We start from the raw sequence: 20,823 nt of genomic DNA, 5'->3' as shown, positions 1-20,823 counted from the left end.
AAGCGTGTCGCGATCGCGGCATGTTGCCTCGACAAAGCAGGATTTTGCATAAATGAATTGACAGGGCGCTCAGTCAGGGAGGGTGCGGATGCGGAAGTCTTCGCAGGCGATGGCAAGTGTGGCGGTTCGGCGGATCCTGGGGCCGGTTGCGGCGGCCGGGGCGCTGATCCTGGCACTTGCGGCGCAGACCATTTCCGTCCGTGCAGAGGAGGTAATCGTCAGTCACGGCATCTCTACCTTTGGCGACCTGAAGCTGCCGGCGGATTTCACTCATCTTCCCTATGTCAACCCCGACGCCCCGAAGGGCGGCGAACTCAGCCAGTGGGCGGCCGGCACCTTCGATTCGCTCAATCCCTTTTCCGCCAAGGGCCTTGCCGCGGCGGGGTCTTCGATCATGCTGGAATCGATCCTCATTGGCACGGCTGACGAGATCGGCGCCAGCTACTGCCTGTTGTGTTCGACCCTGGAATACCCGCCCGACCGTTCGTGGGTGATCTTCAACCTGCGGCCCGAGGTGCGCTTCTCGGACGGAACGCCACTTACGGCCGAGGATGTGAAGTTTTCGTATGAAACCTTCGTCAGCAAGGGGCTGACGGATTATCGCACCGTCCTTGCGCAGCAGGTCGAAAGTGTCGAGGTGCTGAACCCCCACCGCGTCAAGTTCACCTTCAAGGACGGCTTCCCCAAGCGCGACCTGCCGCAGGAGGTGGGTGGCCTGCCGATCCTGTCAAAGGCCTACTACACGGCAAAGAACATGGATCTCGAGGAAAGCATGATCACGCCGCACCTCGGGTCTGGCCCCTACATGTTCGACAGAATGGATATCGGCCGATCCATCATCTACCGGCGCAATCCCGATTACTGGGGCAAGGATCTGCCGATCAACGTGGGGCAGAACAACTTTGACACCCTGCGCTACGAATATTTCGCCGACGGCAACGCGGCGTTCGAGGGGTTCAAGGCCGGGGTCTACCGATTCCGCATCGAGAATTCGTCGAAGACCTGGGCCGAGCTTTACAATTTCCCCGCCGTCCAGAACGGGCATGTGGTGAAGGAGACCTTGCCAAGCGGGGCAAAGGCCAATGGCCAGGCCTTCATCTTCAACCTGCGCCGCCCGCACCTGCAGGATCCCAGGGTTCGTCAGGCGATCGCGCTGATGTTCAACTTCGAATGGTCGAACCAGACGCTGTTCTATGGGCTGTACAGCCGGATCAACTCGATCTGGGAAAACACGGAGATGGCCGCCGAAGGGCTGCCGACCCCCGAAGAGGCTGCACTGCTCAAGCCTTTGGTCGACGAAGGGCTGCTGCCCGCCTCGATCCTGACCGAACCCGCGGTGATGGCACCGACCAGCGGCGAGCGCCAGCTTGACCGGGCCAACCTGCGCAAGGCCAGCGCCCTGCTGGACGAAGCCGGATGGATTGTCGGGGAGGATGGCAGGCGTCGCAACGACAAGGGCGAAGTGCTGAAGCTGGAATTCCTGAATGCCAACCCGCAATTCGACAGGGTGATCTCGCCCTATGTCGAGAACCTGATCGCCCTTGGCATCGACGCGAGGCTGGAGAACGTCGATCCGGCACAATACGAGGCCCGCACCCGCAACCCGCAGTACGATTTCGACATCATCACCGACGGGGCGAATTCCACCTACTTCTCGGGGCCGGAGCTGAAGCAGTTCTACGGTTCCGAGACGGCCGATGTGTCGGTGTTCAATACCATGGGCCTGAAGAGCCCGGCGGTGGATCGGTTGATCGATGTGGTCATTTCGGCCCACAGCCGCGAGGAACTGACCGTTGCCACGAAGGCGCTGGACCGCGTGCTGCGGGCGGAACGGTTCTGGGTGCCGCAGTGGTACAAGGCGGAACACTGGGTTGCCTATTTCGACATGTATGGCCACCCGGATGTCATTCCGCCCTACGCGCTTGGCCAGAACTCGCTGTGGTGGTATGACGCCGAAAAGGCCGAGGCGCTGAGGGCAGCAGGCGTCTTGAAATAAGAAGAACGGGCAGGGATCTTGGGCGCCTATATCCTTCGGCGATTGCTTCTGGTGCTTCCCACGCTGTTCGGCGTGATGCTGATCAACTTCGCGCTGACCCAGTTCGTCCCGGGTGGTCCTATCGACCAGATCCAGGCCCGGCTGCAAGGCGAAGGCGATGCGATCCAGGCCCTTGGCGGCACGGGAGACGCGACCTCGGGCCCGGGCGAAGAGCAGGGCTATGTCGGCGCCCGCGGCCTTCCGCCCGAGTTTCTGGCGAAGCTTGAAGTCCAGTTCGGGTTCGCCCGCATCGTCTGCGACGAGGGCTTCACCGGCACGCCCTCGATCAACGCGCCCGAATGCCGCAAGGAACAGATCCCCGCGACGGAACGCTTCCTGATCATGATGGGCAATTACCTGACCTTCGATTTCGGCGAAAGCTACTTCCGGTCAATTTCGGTCGTCGATCTGGTGCTGGAAAAGATGCCCGTCTCCATCACCCTTGGCCTGTGGTCAACCCTGATCGCCTATCTGATCTCTATCCCGCTGGGAATCCGCAAGGCCGTGCGCGACGGGTCAAGCTTCGATACCTGGACCAGCGGGATCATCATCGCGGCCTATGCCATTCCCGGCTTCCTGTTCGCGATCCTTCTGATGGTGGTCTTTGCGGGCGGGTCGTATCTGCAATGGTTTCCGTTGCGCGGGCTGACCAGCGAGGGCTGGGAAACCTTCCCCTGGTACCAGAAGGTGACCGATTACCTGTGGCACATCGTTCTGCCCGTGACGGCGCAACTGATCTCGGCCTTTGCGACGCTGACGCTATTGACCAAGAACAGCTTTCTGGACGAGATCAAGAAGCACTATGTCATGACCGCCCGGGCAAAGGGCCTGTCCGAGGCGCGAGTGCTTTACGGCCATGTCTTCCGCAATGCGATGCTGATCGTCATCGCCGGCTTTCCGGGGCTGTTCCTGGGCATCTTCTTCGGATCCAGCCTGATCATCGAGTTCATCTTCTCGCTGGATGGTCTGGGCCAGCTTGGCTACCGCTCTGCGGTGGAACGTGACTATCCGGTGATCTTCGGTACGCTTTTTGCGTTCGGGCTGATCGGTCTGATTGTCGGCATCCTTTCCGATCTGATGTACGTGCTGGTTGATCCGCGCATCGACTTCGAGAGGCGGGACTGATGCAGCTTTCGCCCCTGAACCAGCGGCGCTGGCGGAATTTCAAGGCGAACCGGCGGGCCTGGTGGTCGCTGTGGATCTTTCTTGTGCTCTACGGAATTTCGCTGTGCGCCGAGCTGATCGCCAACAATCGCCCGATCCTTGTCAGCTACAACGGCGATCTCTATTCCCCCGTGTTCAGGTTCTACCCCGAGACAGCCTTCGGCGGCGATCTTCGGACCGAGGCCAAGTATTCGACGGTGGAAGTGCAATGCCTCATCAAGGCCGGCGGATCCGAGGCCTGCTGGGATGACCCCGAGGGCATCATCACCGAGGTTGAGACGCGCGGCACGGCGGATGGGCAGCCGGTCACGAAGGGCTGGCTGCTCTGGCCGATCATCCCCTACAGCTACAATACCATCGTGGATACCGGTGGCGTGGCGCCCGGGCCGCCGTCGGCGCAGAACTGGCTTGGCACTGACGACACCAGCCGCGATGTGCTGGCCAGGGTGATCTACGGCTTCCGCCTGTCGGTCAGTTTTGCGCTGCTCGTCACGGCGCTGACCTCGATCATCGGCATCATCGCAGGGGCGGTACAGGGGTATTTCGGCGGACTGACCGACCTGATCTTTCAGCGCATCATCGAACTGTGGTCCTCGGTGCCGACGCTTTATGTGATCATCATCGTCACGGCGGTCTGGTCGAAAAGCTTCTGGCTGATGGTCGGGCTGATGGTCCTGTTCGGCTGGACCGGCCTTGTCGGTGTCGTCAGGGCCGAATTCCTGCGGGCCAGGAATTTCGAATATGTGCGCGCGGCCCGCGCACTGGGCGTACCCGATTGGCAGATCATGTTCAGGCATGTGCTGCCGAATGCGATGGTGGCCACTCTGACCTTCCTGCCCTTCATCATCACCGGCACGATCGGCGCACTGGCAACACTTGACTACCTTGGTTTCGGGCTGCCCTCATCCTCGCCCTCGCTGGGGCAGTTGTCGAGACAGGCGCAACAGAACCTTCAGGCGCCGCATCTGGCCTTCACGGCCTTCATCACCTTCGCGGTGATGCTCAGCCTGCTTGTATTCATCTTTGAAGGCGTCCGGGATGCCTTCGATCCGCGGAAGACCTTCAAATGAGCGTTCTGGAGGTCAGAGACCTGAAGGTGACATTCCGCCAGGACGGTCGGCTGATCGAGGCGGTGAAGGGTGTCAGCTTCACTGTCGGCAAGGGTGAAACGGTCGCCCTGGTCGGTGAAAGCGGATCGGGCAAGTCGGTCACGGCGCTGTCGACCGTGGGGCTGCTTGGCGATACCGCCGAGGTGCAGGGTTCGGTCACCTATGCAGGGCGGCAGATGGTCGGCGCATCGGAACACGAGTTGCGCCGGGTGCGGGGAAACGACATCAGCTTCATCTTCCAGGAGCCGATGACCAGCCTCAACCCGCTGCACACGATCGAAAAGCAGATGGCCGAAAGCCTGGCCCTGCACCAGGGTCTTTCGGGGAACGCTGCGCGGGCAAGGATCATCGAGCTGCTGGGCAAGGTCGGCATTCGCGACGCGGAAAGCCGCCTGGGCGCCTACCCGCACCAGCTGTCGGGCGGCCAGCGTCAGCGGGTGATGATCGCCATGGCATTGGCGAACGGGCCGGAACTTCTTGTCGCCGACGAACCGACCACGGCGCTGGACGTGACCATCCAGGCACAGATCCTTGACCTTCTGGCCGACCTGAAGCGGTCGGAAGGCCTCAGCCTTCTGTTCATCACCCATGACCTCGGTATTGTCCGCCGCATCGCCGACCGGGTCTGCGTGATGCAGGGCGGAGAGATCGTCGAACAGGGGGCGACCGCAGACATCTTTGCCGATCCGCGGCATCCCTACACGCGAAAGCTTCTTGCCGCCGAACAGAAGGGCGTTCCCGACCCGGTGCCCCTCGATGCGCCAGAGATCGTGCGGACTGAGGGCCTGCGCATCTGGTTTCCGATCCAGAAGGGTCTGCTGAAGCGCACCGTGGGCCATGTGAAGGCGGTGAACGATGCCAGCCTGACCGTCCGCGCCGGGGAAACCCTGGGGATCGTGGGCGAAAGCGGCTCGGGCAAGACGACTGTGGCGCTGGCGATTCTGCGGCTGATCCCCTCGACCGGGCGGGTGAGCTTTCTGGGGCGCGATCTGCGCGATTGCCGTGGCGCGGCGCTGCGCAGCCTGCGCCGCGAAATGCAGGTCGTGTTCCAGGATCCGTTCGGCAGCCTTTCCCCCCGGATGACGGTGGAACAGATCATCGCCGAAGGGCTGGGGGTTCACGGGGTTGCCCCGGGCCGCAACCGCACCGAGATGGTCGCCGAAATCATGCGCGAGGTCGGCCTTGACCCGGCCATGATGGCGCGGTACCCGCACGAATTCTCGGGCGGCCAGCGCCAGCGCATCGCCATTGCCCGCGCCATGATCTTGCGCCCCAGGCTGGTGGTGCTGGACGAGCCGACCAGTGCGCTGGACATGACGGTGCAGGTCCAGATCGTCGAACTGCTGCGCGCATTGCAGCGCAAATGGGGCCTGGCCTACATCTTCATCAGCCACGATCTGCGGGTGATCCGCGCCATGGCGCACAAGGTCATGGTGATGCGGGCGGGGGATGTGGTGGAAAGCGGCGACTGCCAGGCCGTGTTTACCGAACCGAAATCCGACTATACCAAGGCTCTGATGGCGGCAGCCTTCGGTTCCTGACCTTGAAGCTTCTTTTCGTTCACCAGAACTTTCCCGGCCAGTTCCTGCACCTTGCGCCCGAGATGCAGCGCCGTGGGCATGATGTCCGTGCGGTCTGCGATGCGGTGAACAACTGCCCCCCTCTGGTTCCGTTGTCGCGCTATTCCTTCAGGCCGCAACCGGTGGATCCTGCCGCCACACGGTTGGGGCGCACTTATACCATGACCAGTGACCGGGGCGTGGTCGTTGCGCGTCACTGCCGCAGTCTGCGCGAAAGGGGTTATGTGCCGGATGTGATCCTGGGCCATTCCGGTTGGGGCGAGACCCTGTTCCTGAAGGAAGTCTGGCCGGAAGCCAGGCTGCTTGTCTATTCCGAGTTCTATTACCAGGGCAGGGGGGCCGACGCCGGCTTTGACCCGGAATTCCAGAATGCGGGCTTCGATCAGGTGATGATCGCGCAGGGCAGGGCGGCGTATCAGGCGCAGGCCGTCGTCCATGCCGATTGCGGCCTGACCCCGACCCGCTGGCAGGCCAGCACGCATCCGCCGCTGTTGCGCCAGAACCTTGAGGTGATCTTCGACGGGGTCGACTGCAACCGCCTGACGCCGAACCCCGCCGCCAGCTTTTCCCTGCCGAACGGGCGGGTGCTGAAGGTCGGCGACGAGGTTCTGACCTTCGTCAACCGCAACCTCGAACCCTATCGCGGCTACCACATCTTCATGCGCGCCCTGCCTGCGGTCCTGGCGGCACGCCCTGAAGCGCAGGTGGTGATCGTCGGGGGCGACGAGACCAGCTATGGCCAGCCGCCGAAACAGGGGGGAAAGTGGAAGGACGTGATCCTGAACGAGGTACGGGACCGGCTGGACCTTACCCGTGTGCATTTCACCGGCAAGGTGCCCTACGATTGTCTGGTGAACCTGATCCATGTCAGCCGGGTTCACGCCTATCTTACCTATCCGTTCGTGCTTTCCTGGTCGATGGTCGAGGCAATGGCAGCGGGGGCGCTGGTCATCGGGTCGCGCACGCCACCCGTGCAGGAAATGATCGAGGATGGCGTCACCGGACGGCTTGTCGATTTCTTCGATGTCGATGGCTGGTCGGCGGCCCTGATCGACGCGCTGGCCAGACCCGAAGCCTATCTGTCGATGCGCAAGGCGGCGCGGGCCATGGTGCGCGCAAACTATGACCTGCGCAGCATCTGCCTGCCAAGACAGATCGACCTTCTGACCAGGCTGGAACGCGGCTGGCACACGGCATCGAGGCCTATGGCCCAGGGGGCGCCTGCCACATGAGGGGCAGGGCTGGCCCCCTTGCGGTCGCAAGCGCGGGCCCCGATCAGGCGATATCTCGGGCAAGGTAGACCGCGCGGTGCAGGCTCGGTCCCGGACGTTCAGCCCGTGGTGTCCTTTCCGAACACACCGGTCAGCGCGCGAGAGATCAGCGAAGACACGGCCGGACGTTCTAATGCCTCGAAGGGCATCGGCCGGCAAAGTTCGATCGCTGCCACGCCCACCCTTGCGGTCAGCGCGCCGTTCACCACCCCCTCGCCGAACCGGCGCGAGAGTTTCGACAGCATCCCGCCCCCCGCGACAGAGCCGATCATGTCATCGGTCAGTGCCAGCGCACCTGCCGCCAGCAGCGAGGCGAAGACCCGCCGCAGCAGCCTGAGACTGCCAAGGCTGCCGGAGCGCCCCCCATAGATTTCCGCGATCCGCCGGATCATCCGCAGGTTGGCCATGCCGGCAACCGCCACATCCGCCAGTGCCAGCGGGACCAGTGCCGTTACCATTGCCACCTGCCGTGCCGCGCTTTCGATGACCGCGCGCGCCTCGGCATCCAGTGTTGCCAGCAGCTCCCGTTCCGCCAGCGACAGCAGGGCATCGGCGTCCATCACCTCTTCCCTGCGCTCGGCCAGCCGGGCCCGGCCCCAAGCCGTATCGGCACGGCCGGCATAAAGGCCGTCAAGCGCCGAGACCACATGCCGCGCCTGCCTGAGATCCGCGCCGGTCCGCGCCGCCTCGGCGCGAAGCCTCAGACTGTCCAGCCGCCGCAGGCGCAGGAACGCTGCCCACTCGCGCAGGGCCAGTACCACGGCGGCAAACAGCGCCAGCATCACCAGCGTCAGGGCGATCCATCCCAGGACAGGGTTCCGCGCCATGAGGCCGGTCACGAAATCCCAGGCGGCGACCGAAAGGGTGAAGGTGAACAGCGCCCCGAAGGCCCAGATCGCGAGACGTGTCAGGGACGAGCTTCCGGGCTGCGACAGGGCTGCAAGCCCCTGGATCGCCCGACCCTGGGGCAGGTTGTCCGGCACGGGCGGCGCTTCGGAGGGATCAGGTGCTGCGTCGATCTCCTGGACGAAGGGCTTGGGCGGGCGGCTCACAACTGGTCTCCGATCAGGAACTGGATCGCCCGGTCAAGGCGAATGTGCGGCGGGCCCTCTCCAGGTTTCAGGTTCAGCCGGGCAGGGGCAAAGGTCATCAGCTCGTAATCGGCATCCAGCCATCTTTCTGCCCCTTCCCGCGCGGGCGACAGCAGCCGCGCGGGATCGCCGGGAAGGGCGCCCGGATACATGACCGCAGGCTTTCCGGTGGCCTGAAGCGTGCCCCGCACCGCCGGAAGTGCGACACCGTCCCGGATCACGGTTTCTTCGACTGTGGCACGCAACGCGGCCAGGGAAAGAGCTTCGGTCCGGGCGCCGGAAAAGTCGGCCCGCGACCTGGCATCGGACAGCAGCGCCGCAGTGATCGCGGTCAGCGCCGGGTGCTGTTCGTGGTGCAGATGGTCGGCCTTGGTGGCGGCGAACAGGATCCGTTCCACCCTGCGACTGCCGAACAGGCCGGAAAGCCAGGAATTGCGGCCCGGCCGGAAGGCGGAAAGGATCTCGGCCATGGTACGGCGAAGATCCTCTACCGCGCGTGGGCCCTGATGGATCGCCCCCAGAACATCGGCCAGCACCACCTGCCGGTCGATCCTTGCGAAATGGTCGCGGAAGAAGGGACGAACAACCTTGGCCTTGTAGGCCTCATAGCGCCGCATCATTTCGCGCCACAGGCAGTCACGCGGGGTCAGGGCAGGCCTCGGCAAGGGCGCGAATGTCAGAACCGGCGACCCGGCCAGATCTCCGGGCAGCAGGAAGCGGCCCGGGGTGACATCGATCCGGCCCAGCTCGCGTGCTGCCGCCAGATAGGCGGTAAAGGCGCGGGCCAGGGCATGCGCCCTGCCTTCATCCAGGCGAAGCGCCCCGTCCTCGGCCCGGGCCAGGGCCAGATAGTCGGCCGCTTCGCTGCGCTTTTCCATGCGGGCGAGCGTTGCGTCAGACCAGGCTTCGTAGCCCTGGTCGAGAAGCGAAAGGTCAAGCAACCATTCGCCCGGGTAGTCCACGATGTCGAGGTGCAACGTGCGGGGGCCACGCCATGATGACAGAAGGCCTTTCTGCTGCACACGGAAGGAAAGCCGCAGTTCCGAAATCGCACGGGTCGAGTCCGGCCAACGCGGCTGATCGCCGGTCAGCGCGGCAAGATGGGCCTCGTAATCGAAGCGGGGCAGTGTGACGTCGGGCTGCGGCTGCAGATAGACCGCCTGAATCCGCCCCTCGGCCTGCGCCACCAGCTGTGGCATCCGCCCGCGATTGAGCAGGTTTGCAACCAGTGCGGTGATGAATACGGTCTTGCCGGCGCGTGCCAGTCCCGTGACGCCCAGACGCAGCGTCGTGTCGAACAGGGTCTCGGAAAGCGTCGCCCCGGCCCCTTCGAGGCCACGCGATATCCCCTCCGTCAGTCCCGAAAGCGCCACGTCGATCCCTCGCCCATGCCCGCGCAGGATAGGCCGGCGCCAGACCGATTGGTAGAGGCCAGGGCCGCACAGACGATCCCGCCGGACCTGTCGGGCGTGGGCTGCGCCCCCTTCATCTCCTCAGCCATGCCAACCGGCCACATGGCTTCCGCAGACCGGGCAGTCTGCGCGGCGTTTCACGGTGATGACGCGGGTCTCGGCATGCAGCGCATCGTGGATCATCAGCCTGCCCGACAGCGTCGCGCCCGCCCCGGTGAGCCACTTGACCGCCTCCACCGCCATCATTGCCCCGATCACCCCGGGCAGCGGTGCGGCCACCCCGGCCTGGGCGCAGGTCGGCACCAACCCCGCAGCCGGCTTCACCGGGAAGACGCAGGCATAGCACGGCCCGCCCGACCGGGGGTGATACAGGCCCAGCTGGCCCTCCCACTGGGTGATGGCGCCGCTGATCAGCGGCACCCCAGTCGCGACGCAGGCCCGGTTCACGAGGTATCGGGTGTCGAAGTCATCCGTTCCGTCCAGCACCAGGTCGTAGTTGCCGATCAGGGCCTGCGCCGTCTCTTCGTCAAGCTTGCGGTTGTAGGGTCTGACCTCGATGAAGGGGTTCAGAGCCTTCATCGCCAGCTCGGCCGAAAAGACCTTTGGCATGCCGATGCGCTGGTCCGAATGGATCACCTGGCGCTGAAGGTTGGTGTTTTCCACCACGTCCGGGTCGATCACGCCGATAGTTCCCACACCCGAACCGGCAAGGTATAGCAGGACCGGCGACCCCAGCCCCCCGGCCCCCACGACCAGCACTCTGGCCGCCTTCAGCCGCTTCTGCCCGGCGCCGCCGATCTCGCGCAGAAGGATGTGCCGGGCGTAACGTTCCAGTTCTGCCTCGCGGAAGGTGCCGGGTGCGGTCTCGGGCTGCGGATCCGTCCGCTTCCGCCGGCGCAGTGCGCGCAAACCCTGGCGGTAGCCCAGCGCAAGGGCTGCCATCAGGCCAAAGACCAGCCAGGCCCGGAAATCGCCCCCCACAAGCCGGGCAACCGGGTTGCCAGCCACGGGGGGCAGGTTGATCGCCAGCAGAAACGCCCACCAGCCGGTCGCCGGCAGTAGCCACCGGTCGCCCCAGCCGCGCCAGCGCCCCAGCGCCCAGAGACCCGCGAACCCAAGCAGACCGATCAAGGTTGTCCTGCCCCGATACCGGTCGATCCGAACCCGCCGGTGCCCCGCGCCGTTTCGTCCAGCGCGTCCACCACCATGAATCCCGCCTGCATCACCGGCACGACCACGGCCTGCGCCACCCGGTCGCCGTGGCGAATGGTATAGGGCTCGGTCCCGAGGTTGATCAGCGAAACGCCCAGAGGGCCGCGATAATCGCTGTCGATGGTGCCCGGCGTGTTCGGCAAGGTGATTCCGTGTTTCGATGCAAGCCCCGAGCGGGGGCGCACCTGCATTTCATAGCCTTCCGGGATCGCCACCCGTATGCCGGTCGGGCAGATCGCCCGCTGCATCGGGGCAAGGGTAAGCCCGTCCCGCCGGGCCTCTGGCGGAAAGTTCGCGCAGAGATCCGCGCCCGCTGCGCCCTGTGTCTGGTAGGAGGGAAGGGGCAGGCTCCGGTCGGCCCAGTCCTCCCACAACACGCGCACCAGCAGACGAACCCGATCAGTCATCTTCTGACCCAAATCCCTTTCGACTGACATCCGCAAGACTGGCGAGACAGGATCGCCCGTTGCTGGTGCCAATGCCCCCCTCAGCGCAGCGCCTCGGCAATTCGCACCGCCAGCCTTCGCGCCACTTCGTCCTTGCCCATCCTGGGCCAGGTTTCGGTCCCTTCCTCGAAAATCAACACCACGGCATTCTCTGGCCCGCCCATGACCCCCGTTCCGGGCGAGACATCGTTGGCCACGATCCAGTCGCAGCCCTTGCGCAGCCGCTTTGTCGTGGCATTGGCGACCACATCGGTGGTTTCGGCCGCAAAACCAACCACAAGCCGCGGTCGCCGGGCACCCTGCGCGACCATCGCAAGAATGTCGGGATTTTCGGCGAATTCCAGCACCGGGGCCTTGCCCGATCCATCCTTCTTCAGTTTCTGGACAGAAGCATTCGCCACCCGCCAGTCGGCCACCGCCGCGGCCATCACCGCAGCGTCGGCCGGAAGCGCCGCCTTGACTGCGTCGGCCATCTCCAGCGCGGTTTCGACAGCAACCACGGAAACCCCGGCAGGTGGCGGCACCACGGCCGGCCCGGTCACGAAGGTCACCCGTGCCCCCAGGTCGCGCAGCGCCGCCGCAATCGCCGCGCCCTGCGCCCCGGACGACCGATTGGCGATATAGCGCACCGGATCTATGGGTTCATGCGTCGGCCCCGAGGTCACGATCACATGTCTGCCCAGAAGCGGCCCGGCACACAGCGCCGCCGAGATCGCCGCGACAATCGCCGAAGGTTCTGCCATCCGCCCTGGCCCGTATTCCCCGCAGGCCATCTCGCCCTTGTCCGGGCCGACCGTCAGCACCCCGTCGCCCCGCAGCGCCGCAAGGTTGCGCCGGGTCGCAGGGTGCTGCCACATCCGCACATTCATGGCCGGCGCCACCAGAACCCGCTTGTCTGTCGCCAGAAGCAGGGTCGAGGCCAGATCGTCCGCCAGCCCGCCCGCCATCCTGGCCAGCAGGTCTGCCGTTGCCGGGGCCACGACCACCAGATCGGCAGAGCGCGACAGTTCGATATGTCCCATCTCGGCTTCCGCGGTCAGGTCGAACAGCGCCTCGTGTACCTTGGCTTCGGCAAGGGCCCCGACCGACAGGGGTGTGACGAACTCTGCCCCCGCCCGGGTCAGCACAGGTGTGACAGAGCCCCCTTCCTTGCGGATCAGCCGGATCAGCTCGAGGCTCTTGTAGGCCGCGATACCGCCGCCGATGATCAGAAGAATGCGCTTGCCCGCCAGCATCGGCAGATCCCCCATGGCCTGCCTTCAGGTGTAAGGTTGCGGGCGGCCAAACTCAACACCTCGCGCCTGTCCCTGACCGTGGCAATGCCGTCGGGCAGGGGGCGCCCTGTGCCCCTGCGGCAGCAAGGGTGCGTTCAAACCCGTCGGGCCACGGCCTATCCTGACCCGGAATCAGGCCAGGAAATGCCGGACCTCGCGCGACTGCGCCTCGAGGCTGCGGCGCATCTTGGCGAATGCGGCGGCTTCCAGCTGACGCACGCGCTCTTTCGACAGGCCCAGCTCCTCGCCAAGCGATTCCAGCGTGCGCCCCTCATCCTTCAGCTTGCGCTCGGCCACGATGTAGCGCTCGCGCGCGTTCAGGCCCTGCATCGCCTTGACCAGCCAGCCGCGCAGCCGCGCCCCGTCGTGCGCACCTTCGACGACATCGGCCGCCTGCGTGCCTTCGTCCTCCAGGGCGTCGATCCATTCGCGGCCGTCCTCGTCCATCGACTGGGGGGCGTTCAGCGAATAGTCGCTGCCCGACAGCCGCCCCTCCATCATCTCGACATCCGCGACCGGTACTCCGACTTCGGCTGCCACCATCTGGCGCAACTGATGCTGATCCAGCACCTCGCCGCGCTGGCTGGCCTCGCGCTCCAGCTTGGCCTGCACCCGGCGCAGGTTGAAGAACAGCGCCTTCTGGCTGGAGGTAGAGCCGGTGCGCACCATCGACCAGTTGCGCATCACATAGTCCTGGATCGAGGCCTTGATCCACCAGACCGCATAAGTCGAAAAGCGGACGCCCCGGTCGGGGTCGAACTTGTCGGCCGCCTTCATGAGGCCGAGGGAGGCTTCCTGGATCAGGTCGTTCATCGGTGCGCCGTAGCGGCGAAACTTTGCGGCCATGCTGATTGCCAGGCGCATGTATGCGGTGATCAGCCGGTGCAGCGCGGCCTCGTCGCGCTGATTGCGCCAGGCGTAGGCAAGGCGCAGCTCCGTTTCGGCATCCAGCAATTCCGCCTTCATCGCTTGGCGCGACATCGTCTGGTCAGTATATCCGTCAAGTGCCATGATGACCTCCTGGATGGGCTGACTGCGGCGCTTCCGCCATCTTTTGACAGTTCTACGAGGCAACCCCTTGCCTGGATCACCCCCGCGCAACCTTCCTTCGCCAGCGGACCTGCCGCCGCTCACTCTGGTCGTCGGGGGCGCGCGGTCCGGGAAATCGGCTTTCGCCGAAAGATTGGTCGTGGCATCGGGCCGTCCCCGCCGTTACATCGCCACTGCCGAAGCCTGGGATGCCGAGATGCGCGACCGCATCGCCCGGCACCAGCGCGACCGCGGTAGTGACTGGACCACGGTCGAGGCCCCGCTTGACCTGCCTTCGGCATTGGCCTCGGCCCGGCCGGAAGAGGCCGTGCTGATCGATTGCGCCACGCTGTGGCTGACGAACCAGTTGCTGGCCGGTCACGACCTGCCAGCCCAGACCGAGGCGCTTGTGTCTTCGCTGGCGGCCTGTTGCGCGCCCGTGGTCATCGTGTCCAACGAAACCGGTTGGGGTATCGTTCCGGAAAACGCGCTCGCGCGCCGGTTCCGCGACGAACAGGGACGGCTGAACCAGCGGTTGGCCCATGTGGCGGATCTTGTCGTCACCGTGATTGCGGGCCTGCCCCTGGCCCTGAAGGGAACGATCCCGGCATGACCTGGGGCCCGACGCGTGCAAGCCTGCACCGCCGCTTCCCCCGCGTGGGAAGGGGACCGGTTTGGGCGACTGATGGAGCCGAAGGATGACCCGGTTCTGGCTGGTGCGCCACGGGCCCACCCATGCAAAGACCATGATCGGCTGGACCGACCTGCCCGCCGACCTGTCGGACAGCGCCGCGCTCACCCGGCTCAGGGCCCACCTTCCGGCCCAGGCCCCTGTCATCTCTTCCGACCTGGCCCGTGCTGTGGCCACCGCCGACGCGCTGCAGCCAGCCCTTCGCCTGCCGCACGACCCGGCCCTGCGCGAGATCCACTTCGGCCAATGGGAAGGCAGAAGCTTTGCCGAGGTCGAGGCAGAGGATCCCGCCCTGATCCGCGCCTTCTGGGACCAGCCGGGCCAGATCCGTCCCCCGGGCGGCGAAAGCTGGAACGAACTGACTGCCCGCACCTGGGCTGCGCTCGACCGACTGCACGGTACCGCGCCCGAGATTGTCGTCGTTGCCCACTTCGGCCCGATTCTCGCCGCCCTGCAACGTGCCACGGGCCGTAGCGCGCTGGAAACATTCGCGCACAGGATCGACACCCTCTCGGTTACCTGCCTGACGATCTCCCCCCCGCGGGTCCACGGCGTCAATCACAGGCCGTGATGCGGCGCGCCACGAATTGTCGTTTTCCTTCGGTCGGCGTTCCGGGTGAAATACCCGGGAAAGGATCCATGCCATGAGCTACACCCTCGTGATCGGCGACCGCGCCTATTCCAGCTGGTCCTTGCGCGGCTGGCTGCTGTTCGATGCTTTCGGCATCCCCGTCCGCACCGTGTCGGCCCGTCTTTACACCGACGAATTCGCCTCGGTTCTGAAGGACTTCTTCCCTGCCCGCACCGTCCCCACGATGCGCACACCGGATGGCTCCGTCGTCGCCGACACCCTCGCCATTGCCGAGGAACTGGCCGCCCGCCATCCCGAAGCCAGGATCTGGCCCGCCGACCCGCATGCCCGCGCCACCGCCCGCGCGCTCGCCGCCGAGATGCATGCCGGTTTTGCCAACCTGCGCAGTTATTGCCCGATGAACCTGCGCGTCAGCTACAGCGGGTGCGCGCCACCGCCCGGGGTGCTGGCCGACCTCGCGCGACTCGAAACGCTCTGGTCCTGGGCACGGCGTACAACCGGCTCCGCCACCCCCTGGCTCTGCGGTGCCTATTCGGCGGCGGACGCCTTCTTCGCCCCCGTCGCCAGCCGCATTGCCACCTATAACCTGCCGGTCAACGCCGAGGCGATGCTCTATGTCAACGCGCACCTTGCCCACCCGAGCTTCCGCCGCTGGCGCGCGATGGGGCTGGTGGACGGCCCGGATCAGGGCTTCTACCGCCGCGACTACCCGCGTCGCGACTGGCCCGGCCCCGTCCCCCTGCCAGCCAGAGCCGTTCCCGGCACCGATACCGCGAACCCGACCTGCCCCTATTCCGGCCAACCCGTCACCCATGCGCTGCAGCTTTACGGCCGCAGCTTCGGATTCTGCAGTGCCTTCTGTCGCGACAAGACCGCCGCCGACCCCGAGGCCTGGCCCGCCTTCATCGCACTTTACCAATCGTAAAACATTCAACCCTACCCGTTAACCAAGGTGAATCGGGCAGGGCGCAATGCAGGGACCGGCACAGTCAGACGGACTATCGGGTGCGCTCTCCCGCGCCATACCCGACCCCTGTCTTCCTCTCTGCCCAAATATCCCCGCCGGAGGCGAGGCGCCGAGCCGGTTGCGCGCCGACGGCGCGCAGAGGCGAGACAAAAGGCTTGCGGCGCAGCCGCCCAGTTTTACAGCCGGCACCACCCGCGATGCCGTGACGACATGGGGCGCTGCATGATCGCCCGCACCTATACCGTCGCCTTCGAAGGCATCGAGGCCCGCCTGGTCGAGGTGCAGTGCGCCGTCGCCCCCGGCGCGCCGGCCTTCACACTGGTCGGCCTGCCGGACAAGGCGGTGTCCGAGGCCCGCGAACGGGTCCGTGCCGCGCTTCAGGCCCTGTCCATTGCACTGCCCTCGAAACGGATCACCGTGAACCTCTCGCCAGCCGACCTGCCCAAGGAAGGCTCGCATTTCGATCTGCCGATTGCTGTGGCACTGCTCGCTGCGCTTGACCTCATCCCGCGCGAGGATGCCGAAGGTGTAGTCTCCCTCGGAGAGCTCTCGCTCGATGGCCGGCTCATCGCCGTGGCCGGGGCACTGCCAGCCGCGATGGCTGCAGCCTTGGAAGATCGCGCGCTTCTCTGCCCGGCGGCTTGCGGGTCAGAGGCCGCCTGGGTCGGGGCGACACAGGTCTATGCCGCTCCCGCGCTGGACGCGGTTCTTCACCACTTCACCGGTCGCACGCCCCTGAACCCGGCGCAGCCGGGCGAGGTGACGGGCAGCCAGAACCCCCGCGACTTCCGCGAGGTCAAGGGCCAGGAACGCGCCAAGCGCGCGCTGGAGATCGCCGCCGCGGGTCGCCACCATCTGTTCATGGTCGGAACACCCGGTTCGGGCAAGTCGATGCTTGCCGCCCGTTTGCCGGGCATCCTGCCGCCGCTTTCTGCGGCCGAGGCTCTGGAAACCTCGATGATCCATTCGCTGGCCGGTCTCTTGACCGAAGGTGGCATTTCGCGCGACCGGCCCTTCCGCGAGCCGCATCATACCGCCTCGATGGCCGCCATCGTCGGCGGTGGCAAGGGTGCGAAACCGGGCGAGATCAGCCTGGCACACAATGGTGTCCTTTTCCTCGACGAGTTTCCGGAATTTCCCCGCGCGGTGCTGGACACCCTCCGCCAGCCGATCGAAACCGGCAGCGTCATGGTTGCCCGGGCAAACGCCCATGTCCGCTATCCCTGCCGTTTCCTGCTGATCGCGGCCGCCAACCCCTGCAAGTGCGGCTATCTGTCCGATCCGGGCCGCGCCTGTGGCCGCGCGCCGCTATGCGGCGAGGACTATCTCGGCCGCATATCGGGGCCGCTGATGGACAGGTTCGACCTGCGTGTCGAAGTGCCACCCGTGGCTTTTGCCGACCTCGACCTTCCTGCTGCCGGAGATGGCTCCGCCACAATTGCCGCCCGCGTCGCCAGGGCACGGGAAAGGCAGGGCATCCGATACGCCTCTCACGATGGGCTGCGCGTCAACGCCGACCTCGAAGGCGCCGCCCTGGAGCACTTCGCCACCCCCGATGCCGAAGGCCGCGACCTGATCTCGCGCGTGGCCGAACGCATGGGACTGTCGGCGCGCGGATTCCACCGGATCCTGCGCGTGGCCCGCACCATTGCCGATCTGGATGCAAGCCAGGTCGTGCGCAGACCCCATGTCGCCGAGGCGATCAGCTTTCGCCTGTCCTCTGCCACCGGCGGGTTGTGACGGATTGCCGGACCCCGCGCGGGGAAAGGAAGGCGGGATCGCCCTATCCTAGGGTCAGGACTCGTTGTCGCGTCATAGCCAGAACATGACGGTTGCGGCGAGAGCTACGGCGGAGTGGAAGACCTTTGGGCACCTGTCGTATCGTGTGGCAACCCGTCGCCAGTCTTTCAGGCGCCCGAACATGATCTCGATCCTGTTGCGGCGTTTGTAGCGGCGCTTGTCGTGTTTGACGGGCTTGCCGCGCGACTTCCGACCCGGAATGCAGGGCTTTATCCCCTTGTCTTTCAACGCTTCTCGGAACCAGTCGGCATCATAGCCGCGGTCGGCCAGCAACCACTCAGCCTTTGGCAGGCCGCCCAGCAGGGCCGCCGCGCCGGTATAGTCGCTGACCTGGCCCGCGGTCATGAAGAACCGGATCGGACGACCTTCGGCGTCGGTGACGGCATGTAGCTTGGTGTTCATGCCACCCTTGGTTCGGCCAATCAGACGGCCCCTTTGGTCGCCTGGCCCCCCTTTTTCGACCGCAGGCTGGTCGCCGTGCGATGTACCTTCAAGTAGGTCGCGTCGATCATTACCGTCTTCGGAACGGCTGCCTCGGCGGCCAGACCATCCATCATTCGGGCGAAGACACCTTTGTCGCTCCACCGCTTCCATCGATTGTAGAGGGTCTTTGGCGGGCCGTATTCCTTCGGCGCGTCGCACCACCGCAAGCCATTGCGATTGATGAAGATTATTCCGCTCAAGACCCGCCGGTCATCAACGCGCGGCTTGCCATGGCTCTTGGGAAAGAACGGCTGGAGCCGCGCCATCTGCGCCTCGCTCAGCCAGAAAAGGTTGCTCATCGGTCAGTCTCCTCACGGAGGCTGAATCACGTCGCAGACACAAAATCAATGGGTCCTGACCCTAGGCGCCGCGCCTGGCCTCGATCACCTGCCATATCCGTTCCGCCGCATTGGTGCCGTCGAAGCGCTCCAGCTCCTGAATGCCGGTGGGAGAGGTCACGTTGATCTCTGTCAGCCAGTCTCCGATCACGTCGATGCCGACGAAGATCTGCCCCTTCTCGCGCAGGGTTGGACCGATGACCCGGCATATTTCCAGATCCCGTTCGGTCAGTGCCACCTTTTCCGGTCGGCCGCCGACATGCATGTTCGACCGGGTCTCGCCGGCCTGAGGCACGCGGTTGATCGCGCCTACCGGCTCGCCATCGACAAGGATCACCCGCTTGTCCCCCTTTTCGACGGCTGGCAGGAACTTCTGCACGATCACCGGCTCGCGGCTGAGGCCCATGAACATCTCGTGCAGACTGGACAGGTTCCGGTCGTTCGGATCCAGCCGGAAGACCCCGGCACCACCGTTACCGTAAAGCGGTTTCAGGATGATGTCGCCGTGACGGGCCTTGAAGGCCCGGATCGTCGCCAGATCACGGGCGATGGCAGTGGGTGGGGTCAGGTCCGGAAAACGCAGGACCAAGAGCTTTTCCGGGCTGTTGCGCACCCAGAACGGATCGTTCACCACCAGCGTCTTCGGATGGATCATCTCCAGCAGATGCGTTGTGGTGATGTAGCCCATGTCGAAGGGCGGATCCTGGCGCAGCCAGACGACATCGACCTCGCCAAGATCGACCTCGGTTTCCTCTCCGAAGCTGACGTGGTTGCCGACTTCGCGCCGGACCTCGATCCACCATCCCCGTGCCAGCACACGCCCTTCGACATAGGCCAGCCGATCGGGCGTATAATAGAACAGGCGATGTCCCCGCGCCTGCGCCTCGAGCGCGATGCGAAAGGTGGAATCGGCGTTTATGTTGACGGACCCGATCGGGTCCATCTGCAGGGCTACCTTCAGTTTCATCGTCCACTCCGCCTGGGTCGCAGGAATTGATGGCCCAAGCCCGGGAAAGATGCAATTCAGCCGGCGAAAGCGTTCTCGATGATCTCGACCCGCCCGCTGCCATCGACCAGGGCAAGATCGATTCGAACGTCGGTCAGAAGCCCCTTCGGTTCCCGCGCCACGAATTCATCGACGGTTGCGAAGATCCGCGCAACCTGTGCGGCCGTCACATGCGAGGCGGCAAGGTCGTGCGTGCGGCTGAACTTGACCTCGACGAACACGACCTCGTTTCCGTTCCGGCCGATCAGATCGATCTCGCCGCGGCTGCCTCGCCAGTTGCGGCCGCAGATCGGGATGCCACGGTCTTCATACACCCTTGCAACCGCAGCTTCGGCAGCATGGCCGGCCAGATGATTGGCAAGGCCCCTGGCAGATCGGCCGCGGCGCGCGGGTACTGAAGCAAAATCGAACGGCATGGCAACCCTATTCCTGACGAAGGTCGACGGCGATCTGGTAGGCAAGCTTGCGCGATACCCCCAGAGTCTGCGACACGAAAGTTGCAGCATCCTTAACGCGCATCGTCTGCAATGCCGTTTCCAGTGCCCTGCGGATATCCGCCTCGGTTGCGGCTTCGGGTGCGGCCCGGTCCACAAGAACGACGACCTCGCCCCTGACCTCGCGGCGGCTGAAGTCATCGGCAAGTTCGGCAAGGGTTCCGCGGACAACTTCCTCGAAACGCTTCGTCAGCTCGCGACAGACGGCGGCGCGGCGTGCCGCGCCAAGGGTTCCGGCCAGGTCGGCCAGCAACGCTGCCAGTCGCTTCGGGCTTTCATACAGGATCAGGGTGGCCTGAACCGCCGCAAGTCCGGCCAGAAAGTCCCGTCGGGCCCCCTGCGCCGTCGGTGCGAACCCCGCAAAGAGGAACCGGTCCGAGGGCAGTGCCGACAGCGTCAGCGCGCAGATCGCGGCGCAGGGGCCGGGGGCGGCTGTCATCGGCAGGCCGGCCGCCGCGACTGCCCGCGCCAGTTCGAAGCCGGGATCGGAAATCAGCGGCGTGCCTGCCTCCGAGGCATAGGCCACGCTTCTGCCTTCGCCAATCAGCGCGAGGATCCGGGAAAGCGCCCCTTCGCCGGAATGGTCGTGATAGGCGATCAGAGGGCGCCCGCGTAGCGGAACGCCGTGAATCTCCATCAGGTGCCGCAGGGTGCGCGTGTCTTCGGCCACCAGCACATCGGCGCCGGCCAGCACGTCCAGCGCCCGCAATGTGATGTCACGCGCCGCGCCGATGGGGGTGGAAACGAAATGCAACCCCGGCGGAATGGCGCGCAGGTCGGGTTTCGGGGTGTTCTGGTGCGGGTCGGACGGCTGGCTCACAAGTTTACT

Annotated in this window: 19 protein-coding genes; 9 read left to right on the top strand and 10 right to left on the bottom strand. The window is 65.3% G+C overall.

The genetic code is table 11. The features are described from left to right. Nucleotides 1–88 precede the first annotated feature (88 nt). Genes EYB42_RS03360 through EYB42_RS03340 form a run of 5 tightly spaced genes read left to right on the top strand, consistent with a single transcriptional unit; the run spans nt 89 to nt 7,120 of the window. On the top strand, nt 89–1,996 hold the full coding sequence (locus EYB42_RS03360; RefSeq protein ID WP_135448198.1) for an extracellular solute-binding protein: 1,908 nt from the start codon (nt 89–91) through the stop codon (nt 1,994–1,996). Nucleotides 1,997–2,014: 18 nt separating this feature from the next. Next, the gene (locus EYB42_RS03355; RefSeq protein ID WP_135448196.1) at nt 2,015–3,160 is read left to right on the top strand and encodes a microcin C ABC transporter permease YejB; all 1,146 of its coding nucleotides are present in this window, start codon (nt 2,015–2,017) and stop codon (nt 3,158–3,160) included. Continuing rightward, the gene (locus EYB42_RS03350) at nt 3,160–4,269 is read left to right on the top strand and encodes an ABC transporter permease (protein WP_135448194.1); all 1,110 of its coding nucleotides are present in this window, start codon (nt 3,160–3,162) and stop codon (nt 4,267–4,269) included. Before EYB42_RS03355 ends, EYB42_RS03350 begins: the two co-directional genes overlap by 1 nt. Beyond that, the gene (locus tag EYB42_RS03345) at nt 4,266–5,849 is read left to right on the top strand and encodes an ABC transporter ATP-binding protein (RefSeq protein ID WP_135448192.1); all 1,584 of its coding nucleotides are present in this window, start codon (nt 4,266–4,268) and stop codon (nt 5,847–5,849) included. Before EYB42_RS03350 ends, EYB42_RS03345 begins: the two co-directional genes overlap by 4 nt. 2 nt (nt 5,850–5,851) lie before the next feature. Then, nucleotides 5,852–7,120 (top strand): glycosyltransferase, encoded by a 1,269-nt coding sequence (locus EYB42_RS03340; protein ID WP_135448190.1) that lies wholly within the window; start codon nt 5,852–5,854, stop codon nt 7,118–7,120. A gap of 98 nt (nt 7,121–7,218) precedes the next feature. On the opposite strand, the gene EYB42_RS03335 is transcribed toward EYB42_RS03340, so the two are convergent. The 6 genes from EYB42_RS03335 to EYB42_RS03310 form a co-directional block, all read right to left on the bottom strand. Further along, the gene (locus EYB42_RS03335; RefSeq protein WP_135448188.1) at nt 7,219–8,211 is read right to left on the bottom strand and encodes a YcjF family protein; all 993 of its coding nucleotides are present in this window, start codon (nt 8,209–8,211) and stop codon (nt 7,219–7,221) included. Further along, complete coding sequence (locus EYB42_RS03330; protein ID WP_135448186.1) at nt 8,208–9,623, bottom strand: YcjX family GTP-binding protein; 1,416 nt, start codon at nt 9,621–9,623, stop codon at nt 8,208–8,210. The genes EYB42_RS03335 and EYB42_RS03330 overlap by 4 nt, the downstream gene beginning before the upstream one ends. A gap of 120 nt (nt 9,624–9,743) precedes the next feature. After that, the gene (locus EYB42_RS03325) at nt 9,744–10,790 is read right to left on the bottom strand and encodes a HesA/MoeB/ThiF family protein (protein WP_394346481.1); all 1,047 of its coding nucleotides are present in this window, start codon (nt 10,788–10,790) and stop codon (nt 9,744–9,746) included. Continuing rightward, entirely contained in the window at nt 10,790–11,281 is a 492-nt protein-coding gene (gene dut, locus EYB42_RS03320) for a dUTP diphosphatase (protein ID WP_135448182.1), read from the bottom strand. Before dut ends, EYB42_RS03325 begins: the two co-directional genes overlap by 1 nt. Nucleotides 11,282–11,361: 80 nt before the next feature. After that, nucleotides 11,362–12,555 (bottom strand): bifunctional phosphopantothenoylcysteine decarboxylase/phosphopantothenate--cysteine ligase CoaBC, encoded by a 1,194-nt coding sequence (gene coaBC, locus EYB42_RS03315; RefSeq protein ID WP_135448450.1) that lies wholly within the window; start codon nt 12,553–12,555, stop codon nt 11,362–11,364. A gap of 171 nt (nt 12,556–12,726) precedes the next feature. After that, the gene (locus EYB42_RS03310) at nt 12,727–13,605 is read right to left on the bottom strand and encodes an RNA polymerase factor sigma-32 (RefSeq protein WP_135448180.1); all 879 of its coding nucleotides are present in this window, start codon (nt 13,603–13,605) and stop codon (nt 12,727–12,729) included. A gap of 109 nt (nt 13,606–13,714) precedes the next feature. Between EYB42_RS03310 and cobU the strand changes: the two genes are divergently transcribed. The 4 genes from cobU to EYB42_RS03290 all read left to right on the top strand — a co-directional run bounded on the left by cobU (nt 13,715) and on the right by EYB42_RS03290 (nt 17,613). Next, a complete protein-coding gene (cobU, locus tag EYB42_RS03305) occupies nt 13,715–14,236 on the top strand; it encodes a bifunctional adenosylcobinamide kinase/adenosylcobinamide-phosphate guanylyltransferase (protein ID WP_135448447.1) in 522 nt (173 codons plus the stop codon). An 85-nt stretch (nt 14,237–14,321) separates the two neighbouring features. Then, nucleotides 14,322–14,885, top strand: coding sequence for a histidine phosphatase family protein (locus tag EYB42_RS03300; protein ID WP_135448178.1), 564 nt, complete (start codon nt 14,322–14,324; stop codon nt 14,883–14,885). A gap of 73 nt (nt 14,886–14,958) precedes the next feature. Beyond that, nucleotides 14,959–15,831: a glutathione S-transferase gene (locus EYB42_RS03295; RefSeq protein WP_135448176.1), complete on the top strand. Its 873-nt coding sequence runs from the start codon at nt 14,959–14,961 to the stop codon at nt 15,829–15,831. A gap of 264 nt (nt 15,832–16,095) precedes the next feature. Then, nucleotides 16,096–17,613 carry a YifB family Mg chelatase-like AAA ATPase gene (locus EYB42_RS03290; protein WP_135448174.1) on the top strand — a complete coding sequence of 506 codons (1,518 nt, stop codon included), beginning with the start codon at nt 16,096–16,098 and terminating at the stop codon, nt 17,611–17,613. 72 nt (nt 17,614–17,685) lie between these two features. On the opposite strand, the gene EYB42_RS03285 is transcribed toward EYB42_RS03290, so the two are convergent. The 4 genes from EYB42_RS03285 to rsmI form a co-directional block, all read right to left on the bottom strand. Then, nucleotides 17,686–18,455 (bottom strand): IS5 family transposase gene (locus tag EYB42_RS03285; RefSeq protein ID WP_240783943.1). Its coding sequence is split into 2 segments (ribosomal slippage): nt 17,686–18,119 and nt 18,119–18,455, totalling 771 coding nucleotides; the frame shifts between segments, so codons are not numbered across the junction. Nucleotides 18,456–18,516: 61 nt separating this feature from the next. Then, complete coding sequence (gene gshB, locus EYB42_RS03280) at nt 18,517–19,461, bottom strand: glutathione synthase (RefSeq protein WP_135448172.1); 945 nt, start codon at nt 19,459–19,461, stop codon at nt 18,517–18,519. Nucleotides 19,462–19,517: 56 nt separating this feature from the next. Then, nucleotides 19,518–19,916, bottom strand: coding sequence for a YraN family protein (locus EYB42_RS03275; RefSeq protein WP_135448170.1), 399 nt, complete (start codon nt 19,914–19,916; stop codon nt 19,518–19,520). A 7-nt stretch (nt 19,917–19,923) separates the two neighbouring features. Beyond that, entirely contained in the window at nt 19,924–20,814 is an 891-nt protein-coding gene (gene rsmI, locus EYB42_RS03270; protein ID WP_371685757.1) for a 16S rRNA (cytidine(1402)-2'-O)-methyltransferase, read from the bottom strand. Nucleotides 20,815–20,823 lie beyond the last annotated feature (9 nt).

This window comes from Tabrizicola caldifontis, from assembly GCF_004762095.1.
Classification (GTDB): domain Bacteria; phylum Pseudomonadota; class Alphaproteobacteria; order Rhodobacterales; family Rhodobacteraceae; genus Tabrizicola; species Tabrizicola caldifontis.
Note: the sequence above shows the minus strand (reverse complement) of the source record. Positions and strands in the feature narration are given on the sequence as shown.